This is a genomic window from Streptomyces coeruleorubidus (genome assembly GCF_008705135.1).
Lineage (GTDB): Bacteria > Actinomycetota > Actinomycetes > Streptomycetales > Streptomycetaceae > Streptomyces > Streptomyces coeruleofuscus.
Genome location: NZ_CP023694.1, coordinates 3,984,967 through 4,010,282, shown reverse-complemented (window position 1 = coordinate 4,010,282; position 25,316 = coordinate 3,984,967). Strand labels below are relative to the sequence as shown.

Here is a 25,316-nt window from a genome sequence, read left to right as displayed (position 1 = left end):
TATGCGTCCCCATCCTCCGCCCCTGGGCGGAGTGTGCGTCCCCGGCCCCTGGGAGGATGGAGGGCGTGACCGGAACCCTCGTACTCGCAGGCACCCCCATCGGCGACATCGCGGACGCTCCGCCCCGGCTCGCCGAGGAACTGGCCGGAGCCGATGTCGTCGCCGCCGAGGACACGCGGCGGCTGCGGCGGCTGACCCAGGCCCTCGGCGTCACGCCCAAGGGGCGGGTGGTGTCGTACTTCGAGGGCAACGAGTCCGCGCGGACCCCGGAGCTGGTGGAAGAGCTGGTGGGCGGGGCGCGGGTGCTGCTCGTCACGGACGCGGGGATGCCGTCGGTGTCCGACCCCGGCTACCGGCTGGTCGCCGCCGCCGTGGAGCGGGACGTGCCGGTCACCGCCGTGCCCGGGCCGTCCGCCGTGCTCACCGCGCTCGCGCTGTCGGGTCTGCCCGTCGACCGGTTCTGCTTCGAGGGGTTCCTGCCGCGCAAGCCCGGGGAGCGGCTGGGGCGGCTGCGGGAGGTGGCCGGGGAGCGGCGCACCCTCGTCTACTTCGAGGCCCCGCACCGGCTCGACGACACGCTCGCGGCGATGGCCGAGGTGTTCGGGGCGGAGCGGCGGGCCGCGGTGTGCCGGGAGCTGACGAAGACGTACGAGGAAGTACGGCGCGGGGGGCTGGGCGAGCTGGCGGCCTGGGCCGCGGAGGGTGTGCGCGGGGAGATCACCGTGGTGGTGGAGGGGGCGCCGGAGCGGGGTCCCGAGGAAGTCGGGGCGGAGGAGCTGGTGCGGCGGGTCCGGGTGCGGGAGGAGGCCGGGGAGCGGCGCAAGGAGGCGATCGCCGCGGTGGCTCAGGAGGCCGGGGTGCCCAAGCGGGTTGTGTTCGATGCGGTGGTTGCTGCGAAGCATTCCGGCTGACGGTTGTCTGTGGCTGGTCGCGCCCACGCGGCGGAGCCGCACATGGATACAGCCCCGCGCCCCTGAAGGGGCGCGCCCCATGCGTAGGCAAAGGCGACGGAGCGCTGGGGCAAGGAACCCCCAAAACGGCGCCAATAGTCGACAGTTCCGCTGCCTTCGATCCGGCCGGGGAGTCCACTGGGTCGCGGGGACGGAATCGTCCTCACGCCACAGCGGAACAGGAGCTGGCATGAGTGAGATCGCAGGGCAGACCGGGCTCCGCGCCGGTGCGAACGCCGTCGTCAACGAGTCGTACTCCTTCGCCTGCATGCGCTGCGGGTACGGCTGGGAGCAGTCCTACGAGATAGAGCACCACACGGACGCCGCGGGCCACGAGGTCGTCTTCTACGTGGCGGACGGCAAGGTCGTGCCCTCCCCGTTGAGCAAGCCCGCGTGCCAGAACTGCGACGGACACGTCGTACGGATCATGCGGCCCGGGCGGGTCGAGTCGGCGCGCAACGCGGAGCACCGGCATCACCGCGTGCCGCCGCCCGCCGGGCCCGTGGAGTCGCCCGTGCCGGAGGACGCCGACGAGAAGCCCGAGCACCACCCCTGGCAGCTGTCCGACCTGTTGCACCCCTTCCAGCGCAAGGCGAGCTGACCCGTCCGGCTCCCCTTGTCGACGCCCTCCCCGGTCCTCCCCCATCGGGGAGGGCGTACCCCTTTCGTAGGATCGGGGCATGCCTTCGAACGACTCCGGCAAGCACGCCGCGCCCCCGCTCCCGGACCCCCTCCGGGTGCCGGTCGCCGACTCCCACACCCATCTGGACATGCAGTCCGGCACGGTCGAGGAGGCGCTGGCGAAGGCGGCGTCGGTCGGGGTGACGACGGTCGTGCAGGTCGGCTGCGACCTGGCGGGCTCCCGCTGGGCGGCGGAGACGGCGGCCGCGTACGACGCCGTCCACGCGACGGTCGCCCTGCACCCGAACGAGGCGCCCCGGATCGTCCACGGCGACCCCGACGGCTGGTCGAGGCAGGGAGCGCGCGAACCCGGCGGCCGGGCCGCCCTGGACGACGCGCTCGCCGAGATCGACCGGCTGGCCGCGTTGCCCCAGGTCAAGGGCGTCGGTGAGACGGGCCTCGACTACTTCCGCACCGGGCCCGAGGGCAAGGACGCGCAGGAGAGGTCCTTCCGCGCCCACATCGAGATCGCCAAGCGACACGGCAAGGCCCTGGTCATCCACGACCGCGACGCCCACGCCGACGTCCTGCGCGTGCTGAAGGAGGAGGGCGCCCCCGAGCGCACCGTCTTCCACTGCTACTCCGGCGACGCCGAGATGGCGCAGATCTGCGCGAGCGCGGGCTACTTCATGTCCTTCGCCGGCAACGTCACCTTCAAGAACGCCCAGAACCTGCGGGACGCGGTGGCGGTGGCCCCACCGGAGCTGCTGCTGGTGGAGACGGACGCGCCCTTCCTCACGCCGGTGCCCTACCGCGGCCGGCCCAACGCCCCGTACCTCGTGCCGATCACCGTGCGGGCCATGGCCGAGGTGCGCGGCGTCGACGAGGACACGCTGGCGACGGCTCTCGCGGAGAACACGGCGCGCGCCTTCGGCTACTGACCCGAGCGCCGCACGACTGTGCGTAGTCGCGTCGCTTTGGAGAGTGACGAACGCTCCGCTAGGTTCTGGGGGCCCGATCCGGACCCCTCTGGACCCCTCCGGCCCCTGGAGCGTGTCGGCGTGAGCAACTCGCAGTACGAGATCTACAAGGCGTACGAGACCCTCGAGGCGTACGAGACGTACGGCCCGGCCTACGCCGGCCCGGTGTACGGCGGTTTCGACGCGCCGCGCGCCGATCCGCACAGCGCCGAGACGCCCGGGTACGGGAGGCCCGGGGCGCCCGTCGCCTACGAGGACACCTACCGGCCCGCCTACGAGGTGCCGCCCCTGCCCGGGTTGCCCCGGCAGGGCGCCCCGGACGACGGTGCGGCACCACCCGCGACCGGCGCGCGCACCACGCGCGCGGAAGCGCGCGCCGAGGCCCGCGCCGCGGCGCGCACCGGCTCGCACCGGCGGTCCGCGCGCCGGCGCAAGGCGCGGTACGCCGAGCGGCCGGGCGACGGCTCCATGCGGCGGCTGCTCCCGCAGGCCCTGGTCGTCGCCTTCCTGGCGGGCGGCACCACGGCGTTCGTCGCCAAGGACAAGGCGATCGAGCTGAACGTCGACGGCAAGGCGCGCACCCTGCACACCTTCGCCGACGACGTCACCGAGCTGCTGGCGGAGGAGGGCGTCGACCTCGGCGCCCACGACGTGGTGGCACCCGGCCCCGGCACGGAGCTCACCAGCGGCGACGAGGTCGCCGTGCACTACGGCCGCCCGGTGCGGCTCACCCTCGACGGAGAGCGGAGCGAGGTGTGGACGACGGCACACACCGTTGCGGGGGCGCTGCGGGAGCTGGGGGTGCGACAGGAGGGCGCGTACGTGTCCACGTCGCGCTCCCGGCGGATCGGGCGGGAAGGGCTCGCGCTGGACGTGCGGACCGAACGCGCGGTCACGATCATGGCGGACGGCCGCGCCCGCACCGTCCGCACCAACGCGGCGACCGTCCGGGAGGCCGTCGAGGAGGCCGGGATCACCCTGCGCGGCCAGGACACCACGTCGGTCCCGCAGGGAAGCTTCCCGCGCGACGGGCAGACCGTCACGGTGCTGCGGATCACCGGCGGCAAGGAGGTTCGTGAGGAGCCGATCCCCTTCCAGGTGCGGCGGACCGACGACCCGACCCTGTTCCGCGGCACGGAGGTCGTCGAAGAGGCGGGCCGGCCCGGCCTGCGCCGCGTCACCTACTCCCTGCGCACCGTCAACGGCGTCAAGCAGAAGCCGCGCCGGATCCGAGCCGAGGTGGTACGCGAACCACATCCGCAAGTGGTGAAGGTCGGCACGAAGCCGCGACCGACGTCCGTTCAGGGCGCCGACCACCTCGACTGGCAGGGCCTCGCGGCCTGCGAGTCCGGCGGCCGCCCCGACGCGGTCGACTCGTCGGGCACCTACGGCGGCCTCTACCAGTTCGACACCCAGACCTGGCAGGCCCTCGGCGGCCAGGGCCGCCCCCAGGACGCCCCGGCAGCGGAACAGACGTACCGTGCGAAGAAGCTGTATGTGCGGCGGGGGGCGAGCCCTTGGCCGCACTGCGGGGGCCGTCTGCGCGGATGACGGCCCAGCTGCGGGCAATCGTGCCTCCCCCAGTGCCTTAAGGGCCTGGGAGGTGCCCCCAGGCGGCACGGGTGGGCGCAGCGGCACCCCGCTCGGCCGGGTTGCGCAACGCCCCGACCCGGGCAGCCATGCCGAGCACCGAAAACCCCGGGCCCCGAACCCCCGTACCCTTGTCCCCGTGACCAGCCCCGCCCCCGACGCCCTCCTCGGCCCCGCCGACGTCCGCGAACTCGCGACAGCCCTCGGCGTACGCCCCACCAAGCAACGCGGCCAGAACTTCGTGATCGACGCGAACACCGTCCGCCGTATCGTCCGCACCGCACAGGTCCACCCCGACGACGTGGTCGTCGAGGTAGGGCCGGGCCTCGGGTCACTGACGCTCGCCCTGCTGGAGGTCGCCGACCGCGTCACGGCCGTCGAGATCGACGACGTGCTCGCCGCCGCGCTGCCCGCGACCATCACGGCCCGCATGCCCGATCGCGCCGACCGGTTCGCCCTCGTCCACTCCGACGCGATGCACGTCACGGAGCTGCCCGGCCCCGCCCCGACCGCGCTGGTCGCCAACCTCCCCTACAACGTGGCCGTCCCGGTCCTGCTGCACATGCTCGAAGCCTTCCCGAGCATCGAACGCACCCTGGTCATGGTCCAGTCGGAGGTCGCCGACCGCCTCGCCGCCCCGCCCGGCTCGAAGGTGTACGGCGTCCCGTCGGTCAAGGCCAACTGGTACGCCGAGGTCAAGCGGGCCGGCGCCATCGGGCGGAACGTCTTCTGGCCCGCGCCCAACGTCGACAGCGGCCTGGTCTCCCTCGTCCGCCGGACCGAGCCGCTGAAGACGACGGCCTCCAGGCGCGAGGTGTTCGCCGTCGTCGACGCCGCCTTCGCCCAGCGCCGCAAGACGCTGCGGGCCGCGCTCGCCGGCTGGGCCGGGTCCGCCGCCGCCGCGGAGGCGGCCCTCGTCGCCGCCGGGGTCTCACCGCAGGCGCGGGGCGAGTCGCTGACCGTGGAGGAGTTCGCGCGGATCGCCGAGCACAAGCAGAACCAGCCCGAGGAGGAGGAGTCCGCGTGAGCGTGACGGTCCGGGTCCCCGCCAAGGTCAACGTCCAGCTCGCGGTCGGCCCCGCCCGCCCCGACGGCTTCCACCCCCTGGCCAACGTCTTCCTCGCGGTCGGCCTCTACGACGAGGTCACCGTCACCCCGGCCGACGAGCTCCGCGTCACGTGCGAGGGCCCGGACGCCGACCAGGTCCCCCTGGACCGTACGAACCTGGCCGCGCGGGCGGCCGAAGCGCTCGCCGGGCGATACGGCCGGACGCCCGGCGTGCACATCCACATCGCCAAGGACATCCCCGTCGCCGGCGGCATGGCGGGCGGCAGCGCGGACGGCGCCGGCGCGCTGGTCGCCTGCGACGCGCTGTGGGGGACCGGCGCCTCCCGGGACGAACTGCTCGACATCTGCGCCGAGTTGGGCAGCGACGTGCCGTTCAGCCTGGTCGGCGGGGCTGCGCTGGGCGTCGGGCGGGGCGAGCAGCTGACGCCCCTGGAGGTCGGCGGCACCTTCCACTGGGTGTTCGCGATGGCCGGCCGCGGCCTGTCCACCCCGGCCGTGTTCCGGGAGTTCGACCGGCTCGGCGAGGGCACGGACATCCCCGAGCCCGTCGCCTCCCAGGAACTCCTCGCGGCCCTGGCGAAGGGCGACCCGGACGCGCTCGCCGCCGCCGTCTCCAACGACCTCCAGCCCGCCGCCCTCTCCCTCTTCCCCGAACTCGCCGGCACCCTGGCCACGGGCCGCGCCGCCGGCGCCCTCGCCGCCCTGGTCTCCGGCTCCGGCCCGACCACGGCGTTCCTCGTCCGCGGCCCGGAGTCGGCGGCCGCGGTGGCGCAGGCGCTGGTGGCCTCCGGCACCTGCCGGACCGTGCGGACGGCCGCCGGCCCGGCACCCGGGGCGACGGTCGCCGTGCGTTAATCCCGTGCGGCGGCCGGTTCCCGGCACTTAGGCTCCCCCGGTTGTTCTCGACGATGGGGGACGCAGGCGTGGACGAACTGGTCGCGGCCGTACGACGCGGAGACGCGGACGAGGTCCGGGCCCTGCTGGAGTCCGGGGCCGACCCGGAGACCTTCGACGACGGCCTCCCGGTCCTGTGCCGGGCGGTGGCGGCGTACGACGAACCCGTGGCGGAAGCGCTGCTGGAGGCCGGTGCCGACCCGCTGCGCCGGCTGCCCGACGGGAGCACCCCGCTGCTGCGGGCGGTGGACGGTGGGTCACATCACATGGTCTACGCGCTCGCCTCCCACCGGGTGCCGCTCCCCGCGCCGGAGCGCGAGGGCCTGCTGGCCCGGGCCCGCCGGTGGACCGAGGCGGGTGTGGAGGCGGAGCTGCGCCGGCTCACCGGCCTCACGGGGCCCGTCGAGCGGAGCCGGGTCGAGGACGACGAGGTCGGCTGCTGGTGCGAGCAGCTCACGCTGGGCGGGCTGACCGTGCGCGACGAGCACCGGGCGGTGCTCACCTCCATGGAAGAGCGCTACGGGATCCGTACGTCCTTCGATGAACTGGTCGAGCGTGCCCTCGCCCACCCCGACCGGGACCACATGGTCTGGTCCGACGTGGTGTTCACGCTCGGCCGCCGGCTGGACGAGGAGACCTGGCAGTGGACCAGGGACCTGCTCAACCACCCCGACCGGCTGCACCGCCTGCTCGCCGCCGACGTCATGCTGTTCCTGATCCTCGGAGACCCCGTCAAGGGAGGCGACCCCTTCTGGGGCCGGGGGAGGGAGCTCGTGCCCTGGGCCGAACAGGAGGAGGACCCGGAGGTGCTGGCGGTCATCCTCCAGGCGATGACCCACGACAGCGCCCCGGAGATCGAGGCCGTCGGCCTGTCGCACCTCACCCACCCGGACCCCGGGGTACGCGCCCTGGTGACGGACGCCCTGCAGCAGTCCGAGGACGGCCGGTCCCTGGCGCGCCCCGAGAGCCTCACCGCCGTGCTCACCCTGGCCCGTGACGAGGACCCCGGCGTACGCGAGGCGGCGTGCCGCTGGCTCGCGCACTACCGGGGGCGCGAGCCCGAGGTCGGGGACGCGCTGGTCGCGCTCACCCATGACGAGCGGCAGCCGATCCGCATCTGGGCCGTGTCCGGGCTGGCCAGGCGTGACGACCCGCGCTGCGTGGAGACCGAGCACCGGATCGGCCCCGTGGACGAGGAACAGCGCGGCGACGAGAGGCTCATGGACGTGTGGCGGTACCAGCGCCGCCAGGAGGCCGCCGAGCACTCCTGAACACCCCGGCCGGAGCACCCCGCCGCCCGACTACCCTGGAGGGTCGATCCACCCCCCTCGTCAGGAGAGAAATGGCCGTCAACCTGGTCAATGTCGAGAACGTCAGCAAGGTGTACGGCACCCGCGCCCTGCTCGACGGCGTCTCCCTCGGCGTCTCCGAAGGGGAACGCATCGGCGTCGTCGGCCGCAACGGCGACGGCAAGACCACGCTGATCCGGATGCTCGCCAGGCTGGAGGAGGCCGACACCGGGCGCGTCACGCACTCCGGCGGTCTGCGCATCGGCGTGCTCACGCAGCACGACTCCCTCGACCCCGAGGCCACCGTCCGCCACGAGGTCATCGGCGACATGGCCGACCACGAGTGGGCGGGCGTCGCCAAGGTCAGGGACGTCCTGACCGGCCTGTTCGGCGGGCTCGACCTCCCGGGGTTCCCCAAGGGGCTCGACACCGTCATCGGGCCGCTGTCCGGCGGTGAGCGGCGGCGTATCGCGCTCGCCAAGCTGCTCATCGAGGAGCAGGACCTGCTCGTCCTCGACGAGCCCACCAACCACCTCGACGTCGAGGGCATCGCCTGGCTCGCCCGGCACCTGCAGAACCGCCGGTCCGCGCTCGTCTGCGTGACCCACGACCGCTGGTTCCTGGACCAGGTGTGCACGCGCATGTGGGACGTCCAGCGCGGAGACGTCTACGAGTACGAGGGCGGCTACTCCGACTACGTCTTCGCCCGTGCCGAGCGCGAGCGCATCGCCGCCACCGAGGAGGTCAAGCGGCAGAACCTCGTCCGCAAGGAGCTGGCCTGGCTGCGGCGCGGGGCGCCCGCCCGTACGTCCAAGCCGCGCTTCCGCGTCGAGGCCGCCAACGAGCTCATCAAGGACGTACCGCCGCCCCGGGACAGCAGCGAACTGATGCGGTTCGCGTCCACGCGGCTCGGCAAGTCCGTGTTCGACCTGGAGGACATCACCGTCCAGGCGGGCCCCAAGGTCCTCCTCAAGCACGTCACCTGGCAGCTCGGACCGGGGGACCGGATCGGTCTCGTCGGCGTCAACGGCGCCGGGAAGACGTCCCTGCTGCGGGCCATGGCCGAGGCGGCCCGGACCGGCGGCGAGGCCCAGCCCGTGGGCGGGCACATCCGCGTCGGCAAGACCGTCAAGCTGGCCTACCTCTCGCAGGAGGTCGCCGAACTCGACCCGGCCACGCGCGTGCTGGAGGCCGTGCAGCAGGTGCGCGAACGCGTCGACCTGGGCAAGGGGCGCGAGATGACCGCCGGGCAGCTGTGCGAGACGTTCGGCTTCACCAAGGAGAAGCAGTGGACGCCGGTCGGGGACCTGTCCGGCGGCGAGCGGCGGCGGCTCCAGCTGCTGCGGCTGCTCATGGACGAGCCCAACGTCCTCTTCCTCGACGAGCCCACCAACGACCTCGACATCGAGACGCTGACGCAGCTGGAGGACGTGCTCGACGGCTGGCCCGGCTCGATGATCGTCATCTCCCACGACCGGTTCTTCATCGAGCGCACCACCGACCGGGTGTTCGCGCTGCTCGGCGACGGCACCCTGCGGATGCTGCCGCGCGGCATCGACGAGTACCTGGAGCGGCGGCAGCGCATGGAGGAGGCCGCGGCCGCCTCGACGCCCGCCGCGGCGCCGCAGACCGCCGCCCCGGAGAAGAGCTCCGCCGACCAGCGCGCCGCCAAGAAGGAACTCCAGAAGATCGAGCGGCAGCTCGACAAGGTCTCCGAGAAGGAGACCAAGCTGCACGCGCAGATCGCCGAAAACGCCACGGACTTCTCGAAGGTGGCGCAACTGGATGCCGAGCTGCGCGAGTTGGCCGGTCAGCGCGAGGAGCTGGAGATGCGCTGGCTGGAACTCGCCGAGGACGCGTGAAGGGTGCGTGAAGGCGCATAACGGCGGCATCACGGGCCGGTCCGCCCTTGGGAACAGGGGGTGAGACGGCCCGGTCGCTGTCGGAACCTGGTGATACAAAGAGTCGTCTTAGAACTTTATGAAGCGACTCTGAGCCCATTTCGTATCTCAGGGCGTGGCTAAAAATCAGTGATCGAACGGGGGAGCCGCTGATGACTCAGCCGCCCAGTCAGCCGCCGCACGGTGGCTTCGGAGCACCGCAGAACCAGCCGCCGCAGGGCGGTGGCTTCGGAGCACCGCAGAACCAGCCGCCGCAGGGTGGTGGCTTCGGGGCACCGCAGACACCGCCGCCGCCCCAGGGACCGCCCCAGACGCCACCGCCCCCGCAGGGGCCGCCGCAGCCTGGATACGGCTACCCCCAGCAGCCCCCGCAGCAGCCCGGGCCGTACGGGCAGCCGGGGCCGTACAACTCCGGCCCCTACGGCCAGCCGCAGCAGCCGGGCCCGTACGGCCAGCCCGGGTACGGCTACCCGCAGCAGCCGCAGTACCCGGGCGCGCCCGGCACCCCGTCCGGGGGCGGTTCGGGCAACCCCTTCAAGGGCAAGCCCGCCCTGATCATCGGCGCTGCCGTGGCCGTGCTGCTCGTGGTCGGCGGCACCGTGTGGGCGGTCACCGGCGGCGACGACGGCAAGAGCAAGAAGAAGCCGGTCGCCCAGCCGAGCAATGACGGCAAGCCCTCCGCCTCCGCCCCGGTCAACCCCGGTGACGGCAGCGGCGACGGCGGCGAGGACCCGGAGAACCTCAACGAGGGCCGCCAGGCGGGCGAGGCGAAGGTCCTCTGGTACAAGGAGGCGCCCGACGCCCCCGGTTCCGGCGCCGACGCCCCCGGCATGTGGGTCACCGACAAGGCGGCGGTGAAGGCGGCGTACAAGCAGCTCTTCGCCTACAACGTCGGTGACGGCAAGCCGGCCTGGGACGCGATCACCTTCCCGCAGAAGATCTGCGCGACCACCCCGCAGAAGACGTCCGACGACAAGATCGTCGTCGCGTACATGAGCGGCAGCAGCGACCGCGCCAAGTGCAACCAGCTCCAGGAGATCGACCTCGGCACCGGCGAGAAGGGCTGGAAGGAGGAGGTCGGCGACGGCGCCCTGTTCGACTCCACGCTCTCCGTCGAACTGTCCATCACCGGCAAGACGCTGATGGTGGGCCGCTCCCAGTCCGGCACGGCCTACGACGTCACCAACGGTGACAAGCTCTTCGACAAGAAGAAGTACGGCAGTGCCTGCTTCCCGTCCGCGTTCGCCGGCGGCGAGAAGCTGATCGCCGTCTCCTCCTGCGGTGCGGGCACCGACAAGGAGCACGACGAGGTGCAGGAGCTCGACCCGAAGACCGGCAAGGCGAAGTGGACCCAGCCGTTCGACAAGGGCTGGCGGGTCGCGCGCACCTACTCGGTCAGCCCGCTGGTCGTCTACAGCACCAACAAGGACAAGAAGGCCTGGAACATCTCCACCTTCACCTCCGGCGGCAAGTTCCGCTCGCAGGTCGGCTTCGACGAGGACTTCGCCCCCGAGTGCGGCTGGGCCATCCTCGAACGCGACCTCCAGGGCTGCCAGGGCGTCGCCGTCGACGACACCACGCTCTACCTCCCGACGGAGGCGACCACCGGCGCCAACGAGATCGTCGCGGTCAACCTCGCGGACGGCAAGGAGAAGTGGCGGGTGAAGTCCCCGGCCGACGAGTCGATGCTGCCCATGAAGGTCGAGGGCGGCAAGCTCATCGCCTATGTGCAGCCGTCGTACGACGCGGGCGGCCAGATCGTGTCCATCCCGACCGGCGGCAGCGACCACAAGCCGGTCAAGCTGCTCCAGAACCCGCAGGGCGCCGCGGACATCGAGAACGGCTTCTTCTCCAAGGACACCGACTGGGTCGACGGGCGCTTCTACATCTCGACCACGCGGCTGAGCGGAAACGACGACACGAAGGAGAAGTTGATGCTCGCCTACGGCAAGTGACTCTTCCCCCTTCGGATCCGCCTTCTCCTTCGTCGTCCGTCCCCTTCCCCGAGGTACACACGCCATGACCCAGCCGCCTCCGCCGCCCCAGCAGCCCCCGCCCGGGGGAGGCTTCGGGCCGCCCCCGGACCAGCCCCCGCAGGGCCCGCCCGCGGGTGGACCGAACCTCGACAAGGCCCCGCAGCCGGGATACGGCTATCCGCAGGCCCCGCAGGCCCCGCAGGCCCCGCAGGCCCCGCAGGCCCCGCAGACGCCTCCGCCTGCGGCCCCGCAGACACCGCCCCCGCCGCCCGCGCAGCAGCCGCAGCCCGGGTACGGCTATCCGCAGGGGGCTCCGCAGGCGCCCCAGCCGCCGCAGCCTCCGCAGGTTCCGCCCGGCTACGGCTATCCCGGCCAGCAGCCGGGGGCGTACGGGCAGCCGCCGCAGCCGCCGTACGGGCAGCCGGGTCAGCCAGGACAGCCGGGCCAGCCCGGGTACGGGCAGCCCGGTTACGCCTATCCGCAGCCGACCATGCCGCTCCAGCCGCAGCCCGGACAGCCGGGCGGGGGCCGGAAGTTCAACGCGCAGCTGGCCATCATCGTCGCCGCGGTCGTGGCGATCGCCCTGATCGTCGGCGGCGGCGTCTGGTACTCCACGTCCAAGGACGACGGCAAGAAGGACGACACCGCGAGCTCCGGCGGCGGCACCGGCGGCACGGACGACGGTAAGGGCGGCAACGGCGGCACCACCTCCGGCGGCAAGGAGAAGGCCCCGGCGGACCCCAGCGCCAACGTCCTCTTCCAGGTCCCGATGCCCGAGGTGAAGAACGACAGCACGGTCGTCGTCTCCGGCTCGTGGCTCACCGACAAGACGTACGCCAAGAGCGGCATCGCCGAGATCGTCGGCTACGACCGCGACAAGGGCGGCGAGCAGTGGACGATCCCGCTGGCCGGCCCGGTCTGCCAGGCGAGCCGCCACGTCACCGACGACAACATGACGGCGATCCTCTACCAGCCGGCGATGCCGACCAAGGCCGACCCGTCGCACGGGTGCAGCCAGATCGCCCTGATCGATCTCGACGCCGGCAAGAAGCTGTGGACCAAGACCCTCAAGACCGGTGACCAGCTGATCAGTTTCGACAACGTCACGGTCAGCGGCGACACCGTCGCCGTCGGCAGCACCAGCGGCGGCGGCGCCTTCGACGTCTCCGGCAAGCTCCTGTGGAGCCCGAAGCCGACCGACTCCTGCTACGACGCCGGGTACGGCGGCGGCGAGAAGCTGGTCGCGGTGCGCAAGTGCGGCACGTACGGGCAGCGGCAGCTGCACATCCAGACCATCGACCCGAAGTCCGGGAAGGTGATCTCGGAGTACAAGATGACCCAGGGCATCGAGTACGCGAGCGTCGTGTCGACCAACCCGCTCGTCGTGGCCGCCGATGTCGGCGACTCCGCGGGCGACGGCAGCGGCATCTCCGACTTCTTCTCCATCGACAACAAGACCGGCAAGCTGCGCACGCGCATCTCCGCGCCGGGCGAGCAGTTCGCGGCCCGCTGCGAGGGCGTCACGCGCATCGAGTACTGCAACCAGCTGGCCGTCGGCAACGACCGGCTGTACCTGCCGACCGAGGAGCACGACGGCAGCGGCGAGTACAGCCAGACCAACGAGATCGTCGCCTTCGACCTCTCCACCGGCAAGCAGACCGGGCAGCGGGCCGACGCGGGCGACGGCTACAGGATCTCGCCGCTGCGCATGGACGGCGGCAGCCTGATCGCGTACAAGCGGCCGCCCTACGACAAGGGCGGGCAGATCGTGAGCATCGACGGGGGCAGCTTCAAGCAGACGAAGCTGCTGGAGAACCCGGCGACGGACTCGGTGCGCGACGTGGAGGCCGGCATGTCGCCGGAGTACTCCGAGCTGCTGTACGGCGACGGGCACCTGTTCATGTCCAAGGTGTACGCCAGCAAGCGGAGCGGCAGCACGAGCGAGAAGGAGTACCTGGCGGTCGGCTTCGGTACGAGTTGATCGATCGATGCCCGCTTGATGATCGACTCGGTGCCGGTACGGTCCCGTCCCTGCTCAGGGGCGGGACCGTTCGCGTTTGGCTCAGTCAACCTCGAATGAGAGGAATTTCGGCGATCCGGGGCGATTCTCACGAGTAGGGGGAGCGCAACGTCGAACAAGCGTGTAGCTTCCGGGGGCATGAAGGCGGGGGAGCCGGGGGGCTTCCATCTGGGGGGACCGGGGTGACTGGGGGGTTGCTCGATGGGAGTGCGGCTGATGGTGGTCGACGACCACCGACTGCTGGCCGAGGCGCTGGCCTCGGCGTTGAAGCTGCGGGGGCACCGGGTGCTGGCCGCGGCGGCGCCGGCCGCGGGGGCGGCGGAGCTGGTGATCACGCGGGCGCCCGAGGTGTGCCTGCTGGGGACGGCCACGCCTGAGGAGCCGGGGATCTTCGACCCGGTGGTGCGGATCAAGCGGGAGCGTCCGCAGGTGGCGGTCCTGGTCCTGGGGCCGGTGCCCAACCCGCGCGGCATCGCGGCCGCTTTCGCCGCGGGGGCGTCGGGCTACGTACGTCACGACGAGCGCATAGAGGGTGTCGAGCGGGCGATCATGAAGGCCCGGGCGGGGGAGGCGGCGGTGGCGCCCCAACTGCTGCAAGCCGCGTTCAGCGAGCTGCTCAACCCGGCGGCCCAACCGGACGACGAGGGCCAGCGGTTGCTGTCGATGCTCACGCCCCGGGAGGTGGAGGTCCTGGTGCGCGTCGCCGACGGCGAGGACACGCGGCTGATCGCGGCGGGCATGGGCATCGCCCCGTCGACGGCGCGCACGCACGTCCAACGGGTCCTGATGAAACTGGGCGTCGGTTCCCGCCTGGAGGCGGCGGCGCTGGCGGCTCGGACGGGGTTGCTGGACCGGGCCGGCCCGGTGGCCCGGGACCCGGGGCCGGAGGCCTGACCAGCCGTATCGAACGGTCTGGCATGGGTGGGTTCCGGCCGATCTCAGCCCTCGGAGGCACTCGACTCTAGACTCTGCCCTTCGACCGCCCACCCCGGAGTTGCGCGTGAGTTACGACGAGCAGCTGTGCCCTGATGCGCTCGGCGACATCGAAGCGGATCAAGGCGATGCTCCAGCCTTCATCAACGGTGCGGGCCTGGAATCCGTGTCGTGCCCTCGGTGCGGAAGCCAACTCGACTTCCAGGAGTGGTGGATGACCAGGATGGACGAGGCCTATCGGGACAGCAGCGTCCCAAGCCTTGCCGTGAAGGTTCCGTGCTGCGGCACTGAGACCACATTGAACGACCTTGTATACAACGTTCCTTCCGGATTCGCTCGGTTCAGGCTCAGGGCGTGGAGTCCCAACAGGCGCATGCTCAACGACGAAGACCTGACCAGGATCGGTCATGCCTTGGGTCATCCAGTACGGCAAATCTGGTCCCTCATCTGACACGGGGTGTCGGCCTGCACGTCCTCACACCAACGAGAGACCCATGTCTGAACCCGTCTTCGACATGCACCCAACAGCCACACCGGAGGTCATCGCTGAACGCCAAGCGCTGGCCGAGCGGGTATGCCGGGAACTGCGTCGTGCTGGTCTTCCTGTACACCGCGGTGACCTCAGCGGCGGCCCGCACAGCCGACCCGGCGCGGACGTGCACGTGGCACCGTTTATCGAAGGCGGGGTGTACGTCGACTGGAGCGCGGACGCGGAGCTGAGGGATGAAGCTCTCGATCTCTTCGCGCAAGGAATCGACTACTCGAATCCGCCGCCGGTCGTCAGTCGCCACAACGCGGTGCTTCAGCACATACAAGCCGCCCTCTTGGGAATTCTCACCTCGGCGGGATTCGAGGTCGAAGAACCAGACCGACACGGGCACGGGAGCATGTGTCCATGCTCATGCGACGAAAACGCAGTCGCTGGACCGGAAGACGCTCGAGCCACCCTCGCAGTCACGAGGCGAATACGGCCGGTGGAGGGGGCGCCATCCTTCACCGCTCCGTCCCCTTCCCAGACCACAGAAAAGAGTTCTATGAGTTCCAGCCCTTCTATCTACGCATTCATCGACGGCGGCGACGTGCCTGTTCCGCCGGACATGGAGCTGGTGCGTGCCGTTCTGGGCCCCCACGCTGTCGGGGATCCACAGCTCACAGTGAGCGAGGACGGAAGTCTGCGGTTCTGGATCCGGGCATCCGACGGCAGCGAAGCCGAGATCTCCGCCGACGAAACCGGCATCTTGGTGGAGCGCCCGGACACGGGCGGCGTATTCGCCATCGTCGCTGAACTTGTCGCGAAGCTGGAAGCTGTGATCATCGACCCGAGTACCGGCAGGGCCGTGTGCCGCACTGAGGAGCGAGCGCAACTTCCCGCAAGCATGCAGGAGGAGGCGATCGTCATCGATATGACGGGCAACGCTCTTGAGGCCGCCCTGTCAGGGCCGACTTACCGGGCGCCGCAGTGACAGTCGCCGCCCCGTGAGTTCGCACCGAATCGCCCGGCGCCGCGCCGAGGGCGACTGCCGTACGGACTCTCTCCCCGCGCCACCCCGTCCCCCGAACCCGGAACAGGGACGAGGCCGCGGTTTGTTGATCACCGACGCCCTCGCCGCCCGCTGGGGCATCCAGCGGAGCGGCGGCGGCCTGACGGTCTGGGCCGAGGTTCTCATCAGGGCGTCCGGCAGTAACACCTGACCTCCGCCGTCACCCCGGCACAGACATCGGCGCCCAGACGCACAACCGGCCGCCCACCCTCACTCCCTCGCTTCATCCCCCGCCACAACATCCGGCGGCGGCGGAGCCACAGGCCGCAGCTTCAGCCACACCAGGAAGAACACCCCCAGCGCGAGCATCCCCAGCCCGGTCCACAGGTTGATGTTCACACCCTCCGCCTTGTCGATGTCGGCGTCGGACGCGGTGAATCCCGCGATCGTGACGATGACCCCGTAGACCACGAACAGCCCACCGATGATCCGCCGGATGTCGAAAAGCCGCGCAGCCGTCGCCGACTTGCCCTGCAGTTCGGTGACTTCCCGCTGCACGTCCTTGTCGGAGTAGAACTCGGACATCTTTCGATCCTCCCTCGGTCAGAACGAGAACGGGATATAGCAGGCGGCGGCCAGGATCACCGCGCCCCAGCCCAGGAGTGCCGGCTTGCGGTACCAGGCCTCGTCCCCGGGCGCCGGCGGCTCCGCCATGCCGGGCGAGGTCGTGCCGTAGACCAGTCCCTGGAGTTCCTCGGCCGGCTTCGGCGCGGTGAAGAGCGACACCGCCACCATGACGACCGCGCCCGCGACGAACCCCGCGATGGCCGAGACGAAGTTGGCCCCCTGGTCGGAGGGGATGTCGATGATGCCCTGCTTGTAGATGACGAAGTAGTTGACCATCGCGGCCGTGGTGCCGGCGAGCAGGCCCCAGAAGCCCGACTTCATCGACGTCCGCCTCCAGAACATGCCGATGATGAAGACGACGAACATCGGCACGTTGAAGAAAGAGAACAGCGTCTGGAGGTAGCTCATGATGTTGGAGAAGGACGACGCCAGGAATGCCGTGCCGATGGAGGCCAGGACACCGATCGCGGTGATCAGGCGGCCGAAGCGGACGTAGTACTCGTCCTGGCGCCCCTTCACGACGTACTTCGCCCAGATGTCGGTCGTGAACACCGTGTTGAACGACGACACGTTGGCCGCCATGCCCGCCATGAAGGCCGCGAGGAGACCCGTCACGGCGATGCCCAGCACACCGTTCGGCAGGAGCTGTTCCATCAGGTAGGGAATCGCGTCGTTGTACTGGAGGTCGGAGCCGGCGGTGCCGATCTTCGGGACCAGGACCGCGGCGACCAGGCCCGGGATCATCACCAGGAACACGATGAAGATCTTCGGGAACGCGGCGATCAGCGGGGTGCGCTGGGCCGCCGAGAGGTTCTTCGCGGACAGGGCGCGCTGCACCTCGGCGAAGTTCGTCGTCCAGTAGCCGAAGGACAGGACGAAGCCGAGGCCCAGGACGATCGTCAGCCAGTTCGCGCCCAGCGGGTTGTCGCTGCCGATGCCCGTGCCGCCCCAGGAGGTCATGAAGTCGGCGCCGCGGGACTCGGTGAGGGAGTCGGACAGGCCGTCCCAGCCGCCCACCTTCTTCAGGCCGAGGACCGAGATGGGGATGAGCGCGGCGAGGATCACGAAGAACTGGAGCACCTCGTTGTAGATCGCCGAGGACAGGCCGCCGAGGGTGATGTAGGCGAGCACGAAGAAGCCGGCGACGACGATCGCCACCCACTGCGGCCAGCCGAGCAGCGCCTCGACCACGATCGCGAGGGCGTAGAGGTTGACGCCGGCGATGAGGATGGCGGCGCAGGCGAAGAGGCCCGAGCTGAGCAGGTGCGCCGCCTTGTCGAAGCGCAGCAGCAGGAACTCCGGGACCGAGCGGACCTTGGAGCCGTAGTAGAAGGGCATCATCACCAGGCCGAGGAAGACCATGGCCGGGATGGCCCCGATCCAGTACCAGTGCGTGGTGTAGACGCCGTACTGCGCGCTGTTGGCGGCCATGCCGAGGATCTCGGTGGCGCCCAGGTTGGCGGCGATGAACGCGAGCCCGGTGACCCAGGCGGGCAGGGAACGGCCGGAGAGGAAGAAGTCGAGGCTGGTCTTCACCGAGCGGCGGGCGGCGAAGCCGATACCGAGGACGACGACGAAGTAGATGCCGAGGATCGTGTAGTCGAGCCAGTTCGTGGGGAGTCGCAGCTCGGCTGCCAGGGTGGTGGGGGGATGCATGAGCCCTCGCTTCGTTGCGTGAACCGATACCCCGCGGAATCTACGCCTCCGTCTTCAGGGATTGAACACACCTGCTGATGCTCTTTGTTTGATTGTGATGTTGACAATTGGGGAGGGTCGTGTTTTGGTGTGTTGGGTTATGTTTGAAGGATGAGGAGTGCGGCGTGAAGAAGACCTCGACCCGGCTGGCCGACGGTCGCGAGCTCATCTACTACGACCTGCGTGACGACAGCGTGCGGGACGCGGCCGACCGCCGCCCGCTGGACCGCACCGTCACCACGTCCGAGATCCGCCGCGACCCCCTGCTCGGCGACTCCGTCGCCGTCGCCTCGCACCGCCAGGGCCGCACCTACCATCCGCCGGCCGACGAATGCCCCCTGTGCCCCTCCGAGGGCGACCGGCTGAGCGAGATCCCGGACTCGTCGTACGACGTCGTCGTCTTCGAGAACCGCTTCCCCTCACTGGCGGGCGACTCGGGCCGGTGTGAGGTCGTCTGCTTCACGTCCGACCACAACGCGGCCTTCGCCGACCTCAGTGAGGAGCAGGCCGGCCTGGTGCTGGAGGCCTGGACGGACCGTACGTCCGAGCTGTCCCATCTCCCCTCCGTCGAGCAGGTGTTCTGCTTCGAGAACCGGGGTGCCGAGATCGGCGTGACCCTCCAGCACCCGCACGGGCAGATCTACGCCTACCCCTTCACCACCCCGCGCACCGCGACGATGCTCCGCTCGGTCGCGGCCCACAAGGAGATGACGGGCGGGGAGAACCTCTTCGACGCCGTCCTGGAGCGTGAACTCGCCGAGGAACGGGTCGTCCTGGAGGGTGAACACTGGGTGGCCTTCGTGCCGTACGCGGCGCACTGGCCGTACGAGGTCCACCTCTACCCCAAGCGCCGTGTGCCCGACCTGCTCGGGCTGGACGAGGCCGCGCGCACAGAGTTCCCCAAGGTTTACCTGGAACTCTTGAGGCGCTTCGACCGGATCTTCGGTGCGGGCGAGCCTCCGACCCCCTATATCGCGGCCTGGCACCAGGCCCCGTTCGGCGCGCTGGAGGAGTTCGACGGGGTCGTCCGGGAAGACTTCGCGCTGCACCTCGAGCTTTTCACCATTCGCCGTACTTCCGGCAAGCTGAAGTTCCTCGCGGGTTCCGAGTCCGGTATGAACGTGTTCATCAACGACGTGCCGCCGGAGCGCGCGGCCGAGCGACTGCGAGAGGTAGCGAGTTCATGAGCGGGAAGTACCTGGTGACAGGCGGCGCGGGCTACATCGGCGGCGTGGTCGCACAGCACCTGCTGGAGGCCGGTCACGAGGTCGTCGTCCTCGACAACCTGTCGACCGGCTTCCGCGAGGGCGTCCCCGCCGGGGCGACGTTCGTGGAGGGCGACATCCGCGATGCCGCCAAATGGCTGGACTCCTCGTTCGACGGTGTTCTGCACTTCGCCGCGTTCTCACAGGTCGGCGAGTCGGTCGCGAAGCCGGAGAAGTACTGGGACAACAACGTCGGCGGCACCATGGCCCTGCTGGCGGCGATGCGCGAGGCGGACGTCCGCAAGCTCGTCTTCTCCTCGACGGCGGCGACGTACGGTGAGCCGGAGCAGGTCCCGATCGTCGAGTCGGCGCCGACTTCCCCCACCAACCCCTACGGCGCCTCGAAGCTCGCCGTCGACCACATGATCACCGGCGAGGCGGCGGCCCACGGACTGGGCGCGGTGTCGCTGCGCTACTTCAACGTGGCGGGCGCGTACGGCGAGCACGGCGAGCGCCACGACCCCGAATCCCACCTGATCCCGCTGGTCCTCCAGGTCGCGCAGGGCAAGCGCGACGCCATCTTCGTCTTCGGCGACGACTACCCGACGCCGGACGGCACCTGCGTGCGCGACTACATCCACGTCGCGGACCTGGCCGAGGCCCACCTGCTGGCCCTGAAGGCCGCTGCCCCCGGCGAGCACCTCATCTGCAACCTCGGCAACGGCAACGGCTTCTCCGTCCGCGAGGTCATCGAGACGGTCCGCCGGGTGACGGGCCACCCGATCCCCGAAGTCGTGGCCCCCCGCCGGGGCGGCGATCCGGCGGTCCTGGTGGCATCGGCCACCACGGCCCGCGAGAAGCTGGGCTGGAACCCGTCCAGCGCGGACCTCGACGGAATCGTCGCGGACGCGTGGGACTTCGCGCAGCGGCGCGGCAACTAGAACAGGAACGAAGGGTCAGGGGTCAGGCATGAGCGAGGCTGTTGCCGACACGGTCGCCGGAGCGGTCGCCGAACGGTTCACGGAGCTTTACGGCGCCGAGCCGCACGGGGTCTGGGCGGCGCCGGGCCGCGTCAACCTCATCGGCGAGCACACCGACTACAACGACGGCTTCGTCATGCCGTTCGCCCTGCCGCACAAGGCGGTGGCGGCGGTCTCGCGCCGCGAGGACGGCGTGCTCCGCCTCCACTCGGCGGACGTCGAGGGCGGGGTGACCGAACTCCGCCTGGACGACCTGTCTCCCGAGTCGGACAAGAACTGGACGGCGTATCCGGCGGGCGTGGTGTGGGCCCTGCGCGAGGCCGGCCACGCGGTGACCGGCGCGGACGTCCACCTGTCCTCCACGGTCCCGTCGGGCGCGGGCCTGTCGTCCTCGGCGGCGCTGGAAGTGGTCGTGGCGCTGGCCCTCAACGACCTCTTCTCCCTCGGCCTCCGGGGCTGGCAACTGGCCCGCCTGTGCCAGCGCGCGGAGAACGTCTACGTGGGTGCCCCGGTCGGCATCATGGACCAGACCGCGTCAGCGTGCTGCGAGGCGGGACACGCCCTGTTCCTCGACACCCGCGACCTCTCCCAGCGCCAGATCCCCTTCGACCTGGCGGCCGAGGGCATGCGCCTCCTCGTGGTCGACACCCAGGTCAAGCACTCCCACAGCGAGGGCGAGTACGGCAAGCGCCGCGCGGGCTGCGAGAAGGGCGCGGCACTGCTCGGTGTCGACGCCCTGCGGGACGTGCCGTACGCGGAACTGGACGCGGCCCTGGCCCGCCTCGGCGACGAGGAGGAGGTCCGCCGCCTGGTCCGCCACATCGTCACGGAGAACGAGCGCGTCGAACGGGTGGTGTCCCTGCTGGAGTCGGGCGACACGCGCGCGATCGGCCCGATCCTGATCGAGGGCCACGCCTCCCTGCGCGACGACTTCCGCATCTCCTGCCCCGAACTGGACCTGGTCGTCGACACGGCCCTCACCTCCGGCGCCCTGGGTGCCCGCATGACCGGCGGCGGCTTCGGCGGCTCGGCGATCGTCCTCGCGGAGGAGACGGACGTGGACGCGATCACCAAGGCGGTGACGGAGGCCTTCTCTGCGGCGGGCTTCACGTCGCCGCGGGTCTTCGAGGCGGTGCCTTCGGCGGGAGCCCGCCGGGTGCGCTGACCTCGGGAGCGGGGCGCCCTCACCGCGGGGAGGGCGCCCGAGCATTCCGCGCGGCGGCTTCAGCGATTGACGGACTGGATCTCCTGGACCGGCACCTCGGTGGTGGTGGCGAACGTGCCGCTGGGCAGTTCACCGCCGGTGCCGCCCGTGCCTTCCCAGCTGATCTCCCAGGTGAGAGTCGCCTTGAGGGCGTAGGAACCGTCCCCCGACGACCGCAGGTACCGCACCCCGCACGGAGGCGTCAGCTCCGCCTTGCCCCTGGCGTACGGCTCTCCGATCGACCCGTCGTCGTTGATCCCGCACTCACCGGACGCCGGAAGGCTCTCCGCGTCCTCCGTCCCCGGATCGAGGTGCAGGCTCACCGGCTTGGCGGTCGTGGTCGCCCACAGCCCGGTACCGGGCAGACTCGCCGTGACGGAAACCGGCTTGAAGGTGCCCTTGTCCAGCCAGACCCAGGTGGGAGCGTTCACCGTCGACTTGCCGTTCGGCGCGAGGGACACCTTGGTCGGCGGCACGACGGTCCGCTGATGGGCGAGGCCGGCGAGCGTCTCGGTGTCGATGGCCTGGGGGACGCCGGGGTTCTCGCCGGTGTCCACCCAGAACGGCTTGCGCGTGCAGTTGCCGGCCGCAGGGTCATCCTCCATCTTCGGATTCTTGACGGCCACCCACCACATGCCCTCGTCGTTCTTGTCGACGTTGAAATCCTTGTAGGGGTGGCCTCCCTTGTAACGCGCCTTGTCGTCCGCGATACCCGCGGGGTCGCCGCCGACAGACTCGTACATCGACCAGTTGGCCTCGGTGTAGGTCTTGAAGTTCTTGGCCTTCCAGTAGGGCTCGTACCAGCAGGCCAGTGGCTCCCAGTCCACGGCGTTGGACGTGATCGGGCCGCTGTCCTTCGAGGGGGCTGCGCCCTTCAGGTTGAACGTGATACGCGATTGCAGCACCCGGCCTGAGGTGTCACCGGACGCCTCGACATCCCGGGATCCGTTGCTGCCGACTCCTCCGGCGACAGCTGTGTCGACCCCGAGGAGGAACAGCGCGGAGGCGAGAGCCGCGAGCGCCACGCGTCGTGTCACGGCTGGCACTTCTGCGACCCCCGGTCCTCGTGGAGGCTCCAGATCTGCCAGACGCCCTCCTTGTTCTTCTTGACGCCGGTGTTGTAGTAGACGTAGCTGTCGGGCGAGGTCTTGACCACGTTCACCTTGTTGGTCTTGAGGTCCTTGACGTTTGCGTTGCTCTCGTCCGCGCAGTACGTCACCGCCGCTGACGTCTTGTCGAACACCGTCACCTGGCGGTCGAAGTAGCGCAGGGTGCCGGCCCAGCTGGTCTTCCTGGCGATGTTGTCCTTCGCGTAGTTGTAGACGCCGACCAGCGCACTGTCCGTGTAGTAGAAGCCCATTCCGGACTTCTTCAGGTCGCCGTAGGCCATCGCCTGATCCACAGTGCTGATGGCCCGTTCGTTGTCGGCGAGGATGGCGTCCTTCTGGGGGTCTCCGGTCTGCCTGTCCTCGAAGACGTTCTTCATGTCGTCAGGCAGCTTGACCTCAGGCCGATCAATCCCGTCCGCCGACGCGGACACCGACGGCGAAGCCGATGGCGAATCGGCCGAATCCGCACCGGCGATCTTGTCGGACGACGCCCCGTCACCTCCCCCCGAGCCACAGGCGGTCAGCAGCAGGGCCGCAGATGCGGTGAGCGCGGCTGTCACGAGCCGAGCGGGGCGGTTCACTGTGTCTCCCATTGATCACGTGGGGGGATAACTCAAGCGAACCAACGCTATCGGTGGGCCGAACCCCGACGGCAACGAGGTCTTCAGCCCAGCTTCTTGGCCAGCGTGTACTCCGTGATCCCCGGCGGATAGTCCGGGATCACGCACACCACCTCGTACCCCTGTTTCTCGTAGAACCGCGGCGCCTGGAAGTCCCACGTCTCCAGGCGGGACGCGCGGCAGCCGCGTTTCTCGGACGCGATGCGTTCCGCCTCCCGGAGCAGCCCGGCCCCGAGGCCCGCCCCGCGGTGGCATTCGTCGACCCACAGGAATGTGACGTGGAGCCAGGTCGCCCAGGTGTAGCCGACGAGGCCGCCCGCCAGGTCGCCGGTCCTGTCGTTCACAGCCCACACGTGCAATGGGACGTCCCTTTCGTCCGGCGTTCCGTGCAGGGCGCGCAGGACCGGAGAGGCGGCTGTGTTCGCTTCCCGCAGGCGCGTGCGGAGCAGATCACGTCGGGCCTTGTCGACTTCTGTCTCAAGACGGAACATGCGGCACACCATAAACGCGCAGGACAGTCAGTTCTGCAAATAACCTTCCGCTCCGGGCCCCCGCCCGTACTCTGATGAACAGCACCGGTGGGGGCCGGTGCCGATCAGGGGGCGAGACAGCCGGGTACGACGCCCGGGGTGGGGGTAGCGGTTTCTGCACGGCGGCGGCCGTGCGGCTGCGGCGACCCGGCCAGGCTGCTGCGAGGACGGACGGACAGATGCAGCAGACCCGGACACCCCGGTGTCGTACCCGCGCGGTGCCGTCTTCCGACGATGGGGTATCCCCTGCTCTTCAGGAGCTTGGGGAAGGGGGTTACGTGGTTCGCATCCGAGTCCTGGTCGTCGACGACCATCGCATCTTCGCCGAGTCACTCGCGGCGGCCCTTGCCGCCGAGCCCGATGTAGACGTCTCCGCGGCCGGCAGCGGCCCCGCCGCGCTGCGCTGTCTGGAGCGGGCGGTCGCCGAGGGGCGGCGGTTCGACGTGCTGCTCGTCGACGCCGATCTGGGCGGCAAGGTGCCGGGCGCCCGCCCGGCCGTACCCGTGCAGGAGGGCAACGAGGACGGGCTCGTCGACGGGATCTCCCTCGTCACGGGGGTGCGGTCCGCGCAGCCGAACGTACGGATCGTCGTGCTCGCCGAGAAGGACGACCCGCGCCGGGCCGCGCTGGCCCTCCAGGCCGGGGCCTCCGGGTGGGTCGCCAAGGACTGCTCGCTGTCCCGGCTGCTCACCGTCATCCGGGGCGTGCTGCGGGACGAGACGCATCTGCCGCCCGCCCTGCTGACCGGCGTCCTGCGCGAGCTGACCGCCGCCCGCAAGCACCGCACCGAGAGCGAGCGGCTGGTGGAGTCCCTCACTCCGCGTGAGCGGGAAGTGCTGCGGTGCATGGTGGCGGGGCTGGGGCGCAAGGCCGTCGCCGAGCGCCTGTATCTGTCGCCGCACACGGTGCGTACGCACATGCAGAACGTGCTGGGCAAGCTGGGAGTGCATTCCACGCTCGCCGCCGTCGCCCTGGCCCGGCGGGCCGGGGTCGGGCCGGTCGACCTAGCCGGGGATGTTGTCGAACGGGGCGGTCAGCTGGCGTAGCAGCCCCGCCAGTTCGCCGCGCTGGGCCCGGGTGAGCTCCGCGAGGATCGCGCGCTCCTGGTCCAGCAGGCCCGCCAGGGCCTGGTCGGCGCGGTCCCGGCCCTCGTCCGTCAGCCGGACCAGGACGCCGCGGCGGTCGCTGGGGTCGGGGAGGCGTTCCACCAGACCCTTCTTCGCCAGGCGGTCGATGCGGTTCGTCATCGTGCCCGACGTGACCAGGGTCTGGGTGAGGAGCTGTCCCGGCGAGAGCTGGTACGGCGTGCCCGCGCGGCGCAGCGCCGTCAGGACGTCGAACTCCCACGGCTCCAGGCCGTGTTCCGAGAAGGCCAGCCGCCGTGCCCGGTCCAGATGCCGGGCCAGTCTGCTCACGCGGCTGAGCACCTCGAGCGGTTCGACGTCGAGGTCCGGGCGCTCCCGGCGCCATGCTGCGACCAGCCGGTCGACCTCGTCCTCCATGGCGATCAGTGTAGTGGTTGTGTCGACGTAGAGTCTCTTGATATCCATTTTCTTGACGTCGAGATAAATGCGGTGTCACGCTGTGTGTGCGCGACCTGCCGTCACCACCAGGAAACCACCGGAACCCCACCAGGACACCAG

General features: G+C 70.5%; 24 protein-coding genes. 18 read left to right on the top strand and 6 right to left on the bottom strand.

The features are described 5' to 3' along the window. The first annotated feature begins 65 nt into the window (after nucleotides 1-65). From rsmI to CP976_RS18340, 14 genes are all read left to right on the top strand, one after another. Nucleotides 66-911, top strand: coding sequence for a 16S rRNA (cytidine(1402)-2'-O)-methyltransferase (rsmI, locus tag CP976_RS18405; RefSeq protein WP_150481365.1), 846 nt, complete (start codon nucleotides 66-68; stop codon nucleotides 909-911). Between the two features lie 229 nt (nucleotides 912-1,140). Continuing rightward, a complete protein-coding gene (locus tag CP976_RS18400) occupies nucleotides 1,141-1,551 on the top strand; it encodes a hypothetical protein (protein ID WP_150481364.1) in 411 nt (136 codons plus the stop codon). 79 nt (nucleotides 1,552-1,630) lie between these two features. After that, the gene (locus tag CP976_RS18395; protein ID WP_150481363.1) at nucleotides 1,631-2,512 is read left to right on the top strand and encodes a TatD family hydrolase; all 882 of its coding nucleotides are present in this window, start codon (nucleotides 1,631-1,633) and stop codon (nucleotides 2,510-2,512) included. Nucleotides 2,513-2,632: 120 nt separating this feature from the next. Continuing rightward, on the top strand, nucleotides 2,633-4,102 hold the full coding sequence (locus CP976_RS18390) for a resuscitation-promoting factor (protein WP_150481362.1): 1,470 nt from the start codon (nucleotides 2,633-2,635) through the stop codon (nucleotides 4,100-4,102). A gap of 178 nt (nucleotides 4,103-4,280) precedes the next feature. Beyond that, nucleotides 4,281-5,168, top strand: coding sequence for a 16S rRNA (adenine(1518)-N(6)/adenine(1519)-N(6))-dimethyltransferase RsmA (gene rsmA, locus CP976_RS18385; RefSeq protein ID WP_150481361.1), 888 nt, complete (start codon nucleotides 4,281-4,283; stop codon nucleotides 5,166-5,168). Next, nucleotides 5,165-6,064: a 4-(cytidine 5'-diphospho)-2-C-methyl-D-erythritol kinase gene (locus CP976_RS18380; protein ID WP_150481360.1), complete on the top strand. Its 900-nt coding sequence runs from the start codon at nucleotides 5,165-5,167 to the stop codon at nucleotides 6,062-6,064. The genes rsmA and CP976_RS18380 overlap by 4 nt, the downstream gene beginning before the upstream one ends. A 41-nt stretch (nucleotides 6,065-6,105) precedes the next feature. Further along, nucleotides 6,106-7,374, top strand: coding sequence for a HEAT repeat domain-containing protein (locus CP976_RS18375; RefSeq protein WP_229876171.1), 1,269 nt, complete (start codon nucleotides 6,106-6,108; stop codon nucleotides 7,372-7,374). A gap of 71 nt (nucleotides 7,375-7,445) precedes the next feature. Next, entirely contained in the window at nucleotides 7,446-9,254 is a 1,809-nt protein-coding gene (locus CP976_RS18370) for an ABC-F family ATP-binding cassette domain-containing protein (protein WP_150481359.1), read from the top strand. Nucleotides 9,255-9,445: 191 nt separating this feature from the next. Next, nucleotides 9,446-11,248, top strand: a complete 1,803-nt coding sequence (locus CP976_RS18365; protein WP_150481358.1) for an outer membrane protein assembly factor BamB family protein — start codon at nucleotides 9,446-9,448, stop codon at nucleotides 11,246-11,248. 64 nt (nucleotides 11,249-11,312) lie between these two features. Further along, entirely contained in the window at nucleotides 11,313-13,250 is a 1,938-nt protein-coding gene (locus tag CP976_RS18360; RefSeq protein WP_150481357.1) for an outer membrane protein assembly factor BamB family protein, read from the top strand. Between the two features lie 240 nt (nucleotides 13,251-13,490). Further along, nucleotides 13,491-14,183, top strand: a complete 693-nt coding sequence (locus tag CP976_RS18355; protein ID WP_150481356.1) for a helix-turn-helix transcriptional regulator — start codon at nucleotides 13,491-13,493, stop codon at nucleotides 14,181-14,183. Between the two features lie 106 nt (nucleotides 14,184-14,289). Further along, nucleotides 14,290-14,673 (top strand): hypothetical protein, encoded by a 384-nt coding sequence (locus CP976_RS18350; RefSeq protein ID WP_150481355.1) that lies wholly within the window; start codon nucleotides 14,290-14,292, stop codon nucleotides 14,671-14,673. A 43-nt stretch (nucleotides 14,674-14,716) separates the two neighbouring features. Beyond that, the gene (locus CP976_RS43285) at nucleotides 14,717-15,685 is read left to right on the top strand and encodes a hypothetical protein (RefSeq protein ID WP_190146992.1); all 969 of its coding nucleotides are present in this window, start codon (nucleotides 14,717-14,719) and stop codon (nucleotides 15,683-15,685) included. Between the two features lie 13 nt (nucleotides 15,686-15,698). After that, a complete protein-coding gene (locus tag CP976_RS18340; RefSeq protein WP_150481354.1) occupies nucleotides 15,699-15,914 on the top strand; it encodes an ATP-binding protein in 216 nt (71 codons plus the stop codon). Between the two features lie 59 nt (nucleotides 15,915-15,973). On the opposite strand, the gene CP976_RS18335 is transcribed toward CP976_RS18340, so the two are convergent. Together CP976_RS18335 and CP976_RS18330 are read right to left on the bottom strand one after the other, a co-directional pair. Beyond that, the gene (locus CP976_RS18335; protein ID WP_150481353.1) at nucleotides 15,974-16,288 is read right to left on the bottom strand and encodes a hypothetical protein; all 315 of its coding nucleotides are present in this window, start codon (nucleotides 16,286-16,288) and stop codon (nucleotides 15,974-15,976) included. Nucleotides 16,289-16,306: 18 nt separating this feature from the next. Next, nucleotides 16,307-17,986 carry a sodium:solute symporter family protein gene (locus CP976_RS18330; RefSeq protein WP_150481352.1) on the bottom strand — a complete coding sequence of 560 codons (1,680 nt, stop codon included), beginning with the start codon at nucleotides 17,984-17,986 and terminating at the stop codon, nucleotides 16,307-16,309. A 164-nt stretch (nucleotides 17,987-18,150) separates the two neighbouring features. Between CP976_RS18330 and galT the strand changes: the two genes are divergently transcribed. The 3 genes from galT to galK are packed head-to-tail and all read left to right on the top strand — an operon-like array spanning nucleotide 18,151 to nucleotide 21,375. Continuing rightward, nucleotides 18,151-19,212 (top strand): galactose-1-phosphate uridylyltransferase, encoded by a 1,062-nt coding sequence (gene galT / locus CP976_RS18325; protein ID WP_086841407.1) that lies wholly within the window; start codon nucleotides 18,151-18,153, stop codon nucleotides 19,210-19,212. Then, nucleotides 19,209-20,171 carry a UDP-glucose 4-epimerase GalE gene (gene galE, locus CP976_RS18320; RefSeq protein WP_150481351.1) on the top strand — a complete coding sequence of 321 codons (963 nt, stop codon included), beginning with the start codon at nucleotides 19,209-19,211 and terminating at the stop codon, nucleotides 20,169-20,171. The genes galT and galE overlap by 4 nt, the downstream gene beginning before the upstream one ends. 28 nt (nucleotides 20,172-20,199) lie before the next feature. Beyond that, a complete protein-coding gene (gene galK, locus CP976_RS18315; RefSeq protein ID WP_150481350.1) occupies nucleotides 20,200-21,375 on the top strand; it encodes a galactokinase in 1,176 nt (391 codons plus the stop codon). A gap of 59 nt (nucleotides 21,376-21,434) precedes the next feature. Here galK and CP976_RS18310 read toward each other — a convergent pair whose 3' ends face one another. The 3 genes from CP976_RS18310 to CP976_RS18300 form a co-directional block, all read right to left on the bottom strand. Next, nucleotides 21,435-22,460, bottom strand: a complete 1,026-nt coding sequence (locus tag CP976_RS18310) for a hypothetical protein (protein WP_167537359.1) — start codon at nucleotides 22,458-22,460, stop codon at nucleotides 21,435-21,437. Beyond that, complete coding sequence (locus tag CP976_RS18305; RefSeq protein ID WP_229876174.1) at nucleotides 22,448-22,900, bottom strand: hypothetical protein; 453 nt, start codon at nucleotides 22,898-22,900, stop codon at nucleotides 22,448-22,450. Before CP976_RS18305 ends, CP976_RS18310 begins: the two co-directional genes overlap by 13 nt. Before the next feature lie 287 nt (nucleotides 22,901-23,187). Continuing rightward, nucleotides 23,188-23,646, bottom strand: coding sequence for a GNAT family N-acetyltransferase (locus CP976_RS18300; protein ID WP_150481349.1), 459 nt, complete (start codon nucleotides 23,644-23,646; stop codon nucleotides 23,188-23,190). 305 nt (nucleotides 23,647-23,951) lie between these two features. On the opposite strand from CP976_RS18300, the gene CP976_RS18295 reads away from it, so the two are divergent. Beyond that, nucleotides 23,952-24,719, top strand: a complete 768-nt coding sequence (locus CP976_RS18295) for a LuxR C-terminal-related transcriptional regulator (protein WP_150481348.1) — start codon at nucleotides 23,952-23,954, stop codon at nucleotides 24,717-24,719. Here the strand turns inward: CP976_RS18295 and tamR are convergent. Next, nucleotides 24,678-25,175 carry a MarR family transcriptional regulator TamR gene (tamR, locus tag CP976_RS18290; RefSeq protein WP_059416014.1) on the bottom strand — a complete coding sequence of 166 codons (498 nt, stop codon included), beginning with the start codon at nucleotides 25,173-25,175 and terminating at the stop codon, nucleotides 24,678-24,680. The genes CP976_RS18295 and tamR overlap by 42 nt on opposite strands. Between the last annotated feature and the right edge of the window lie 141 nt (nucleotides 25,176-25,316).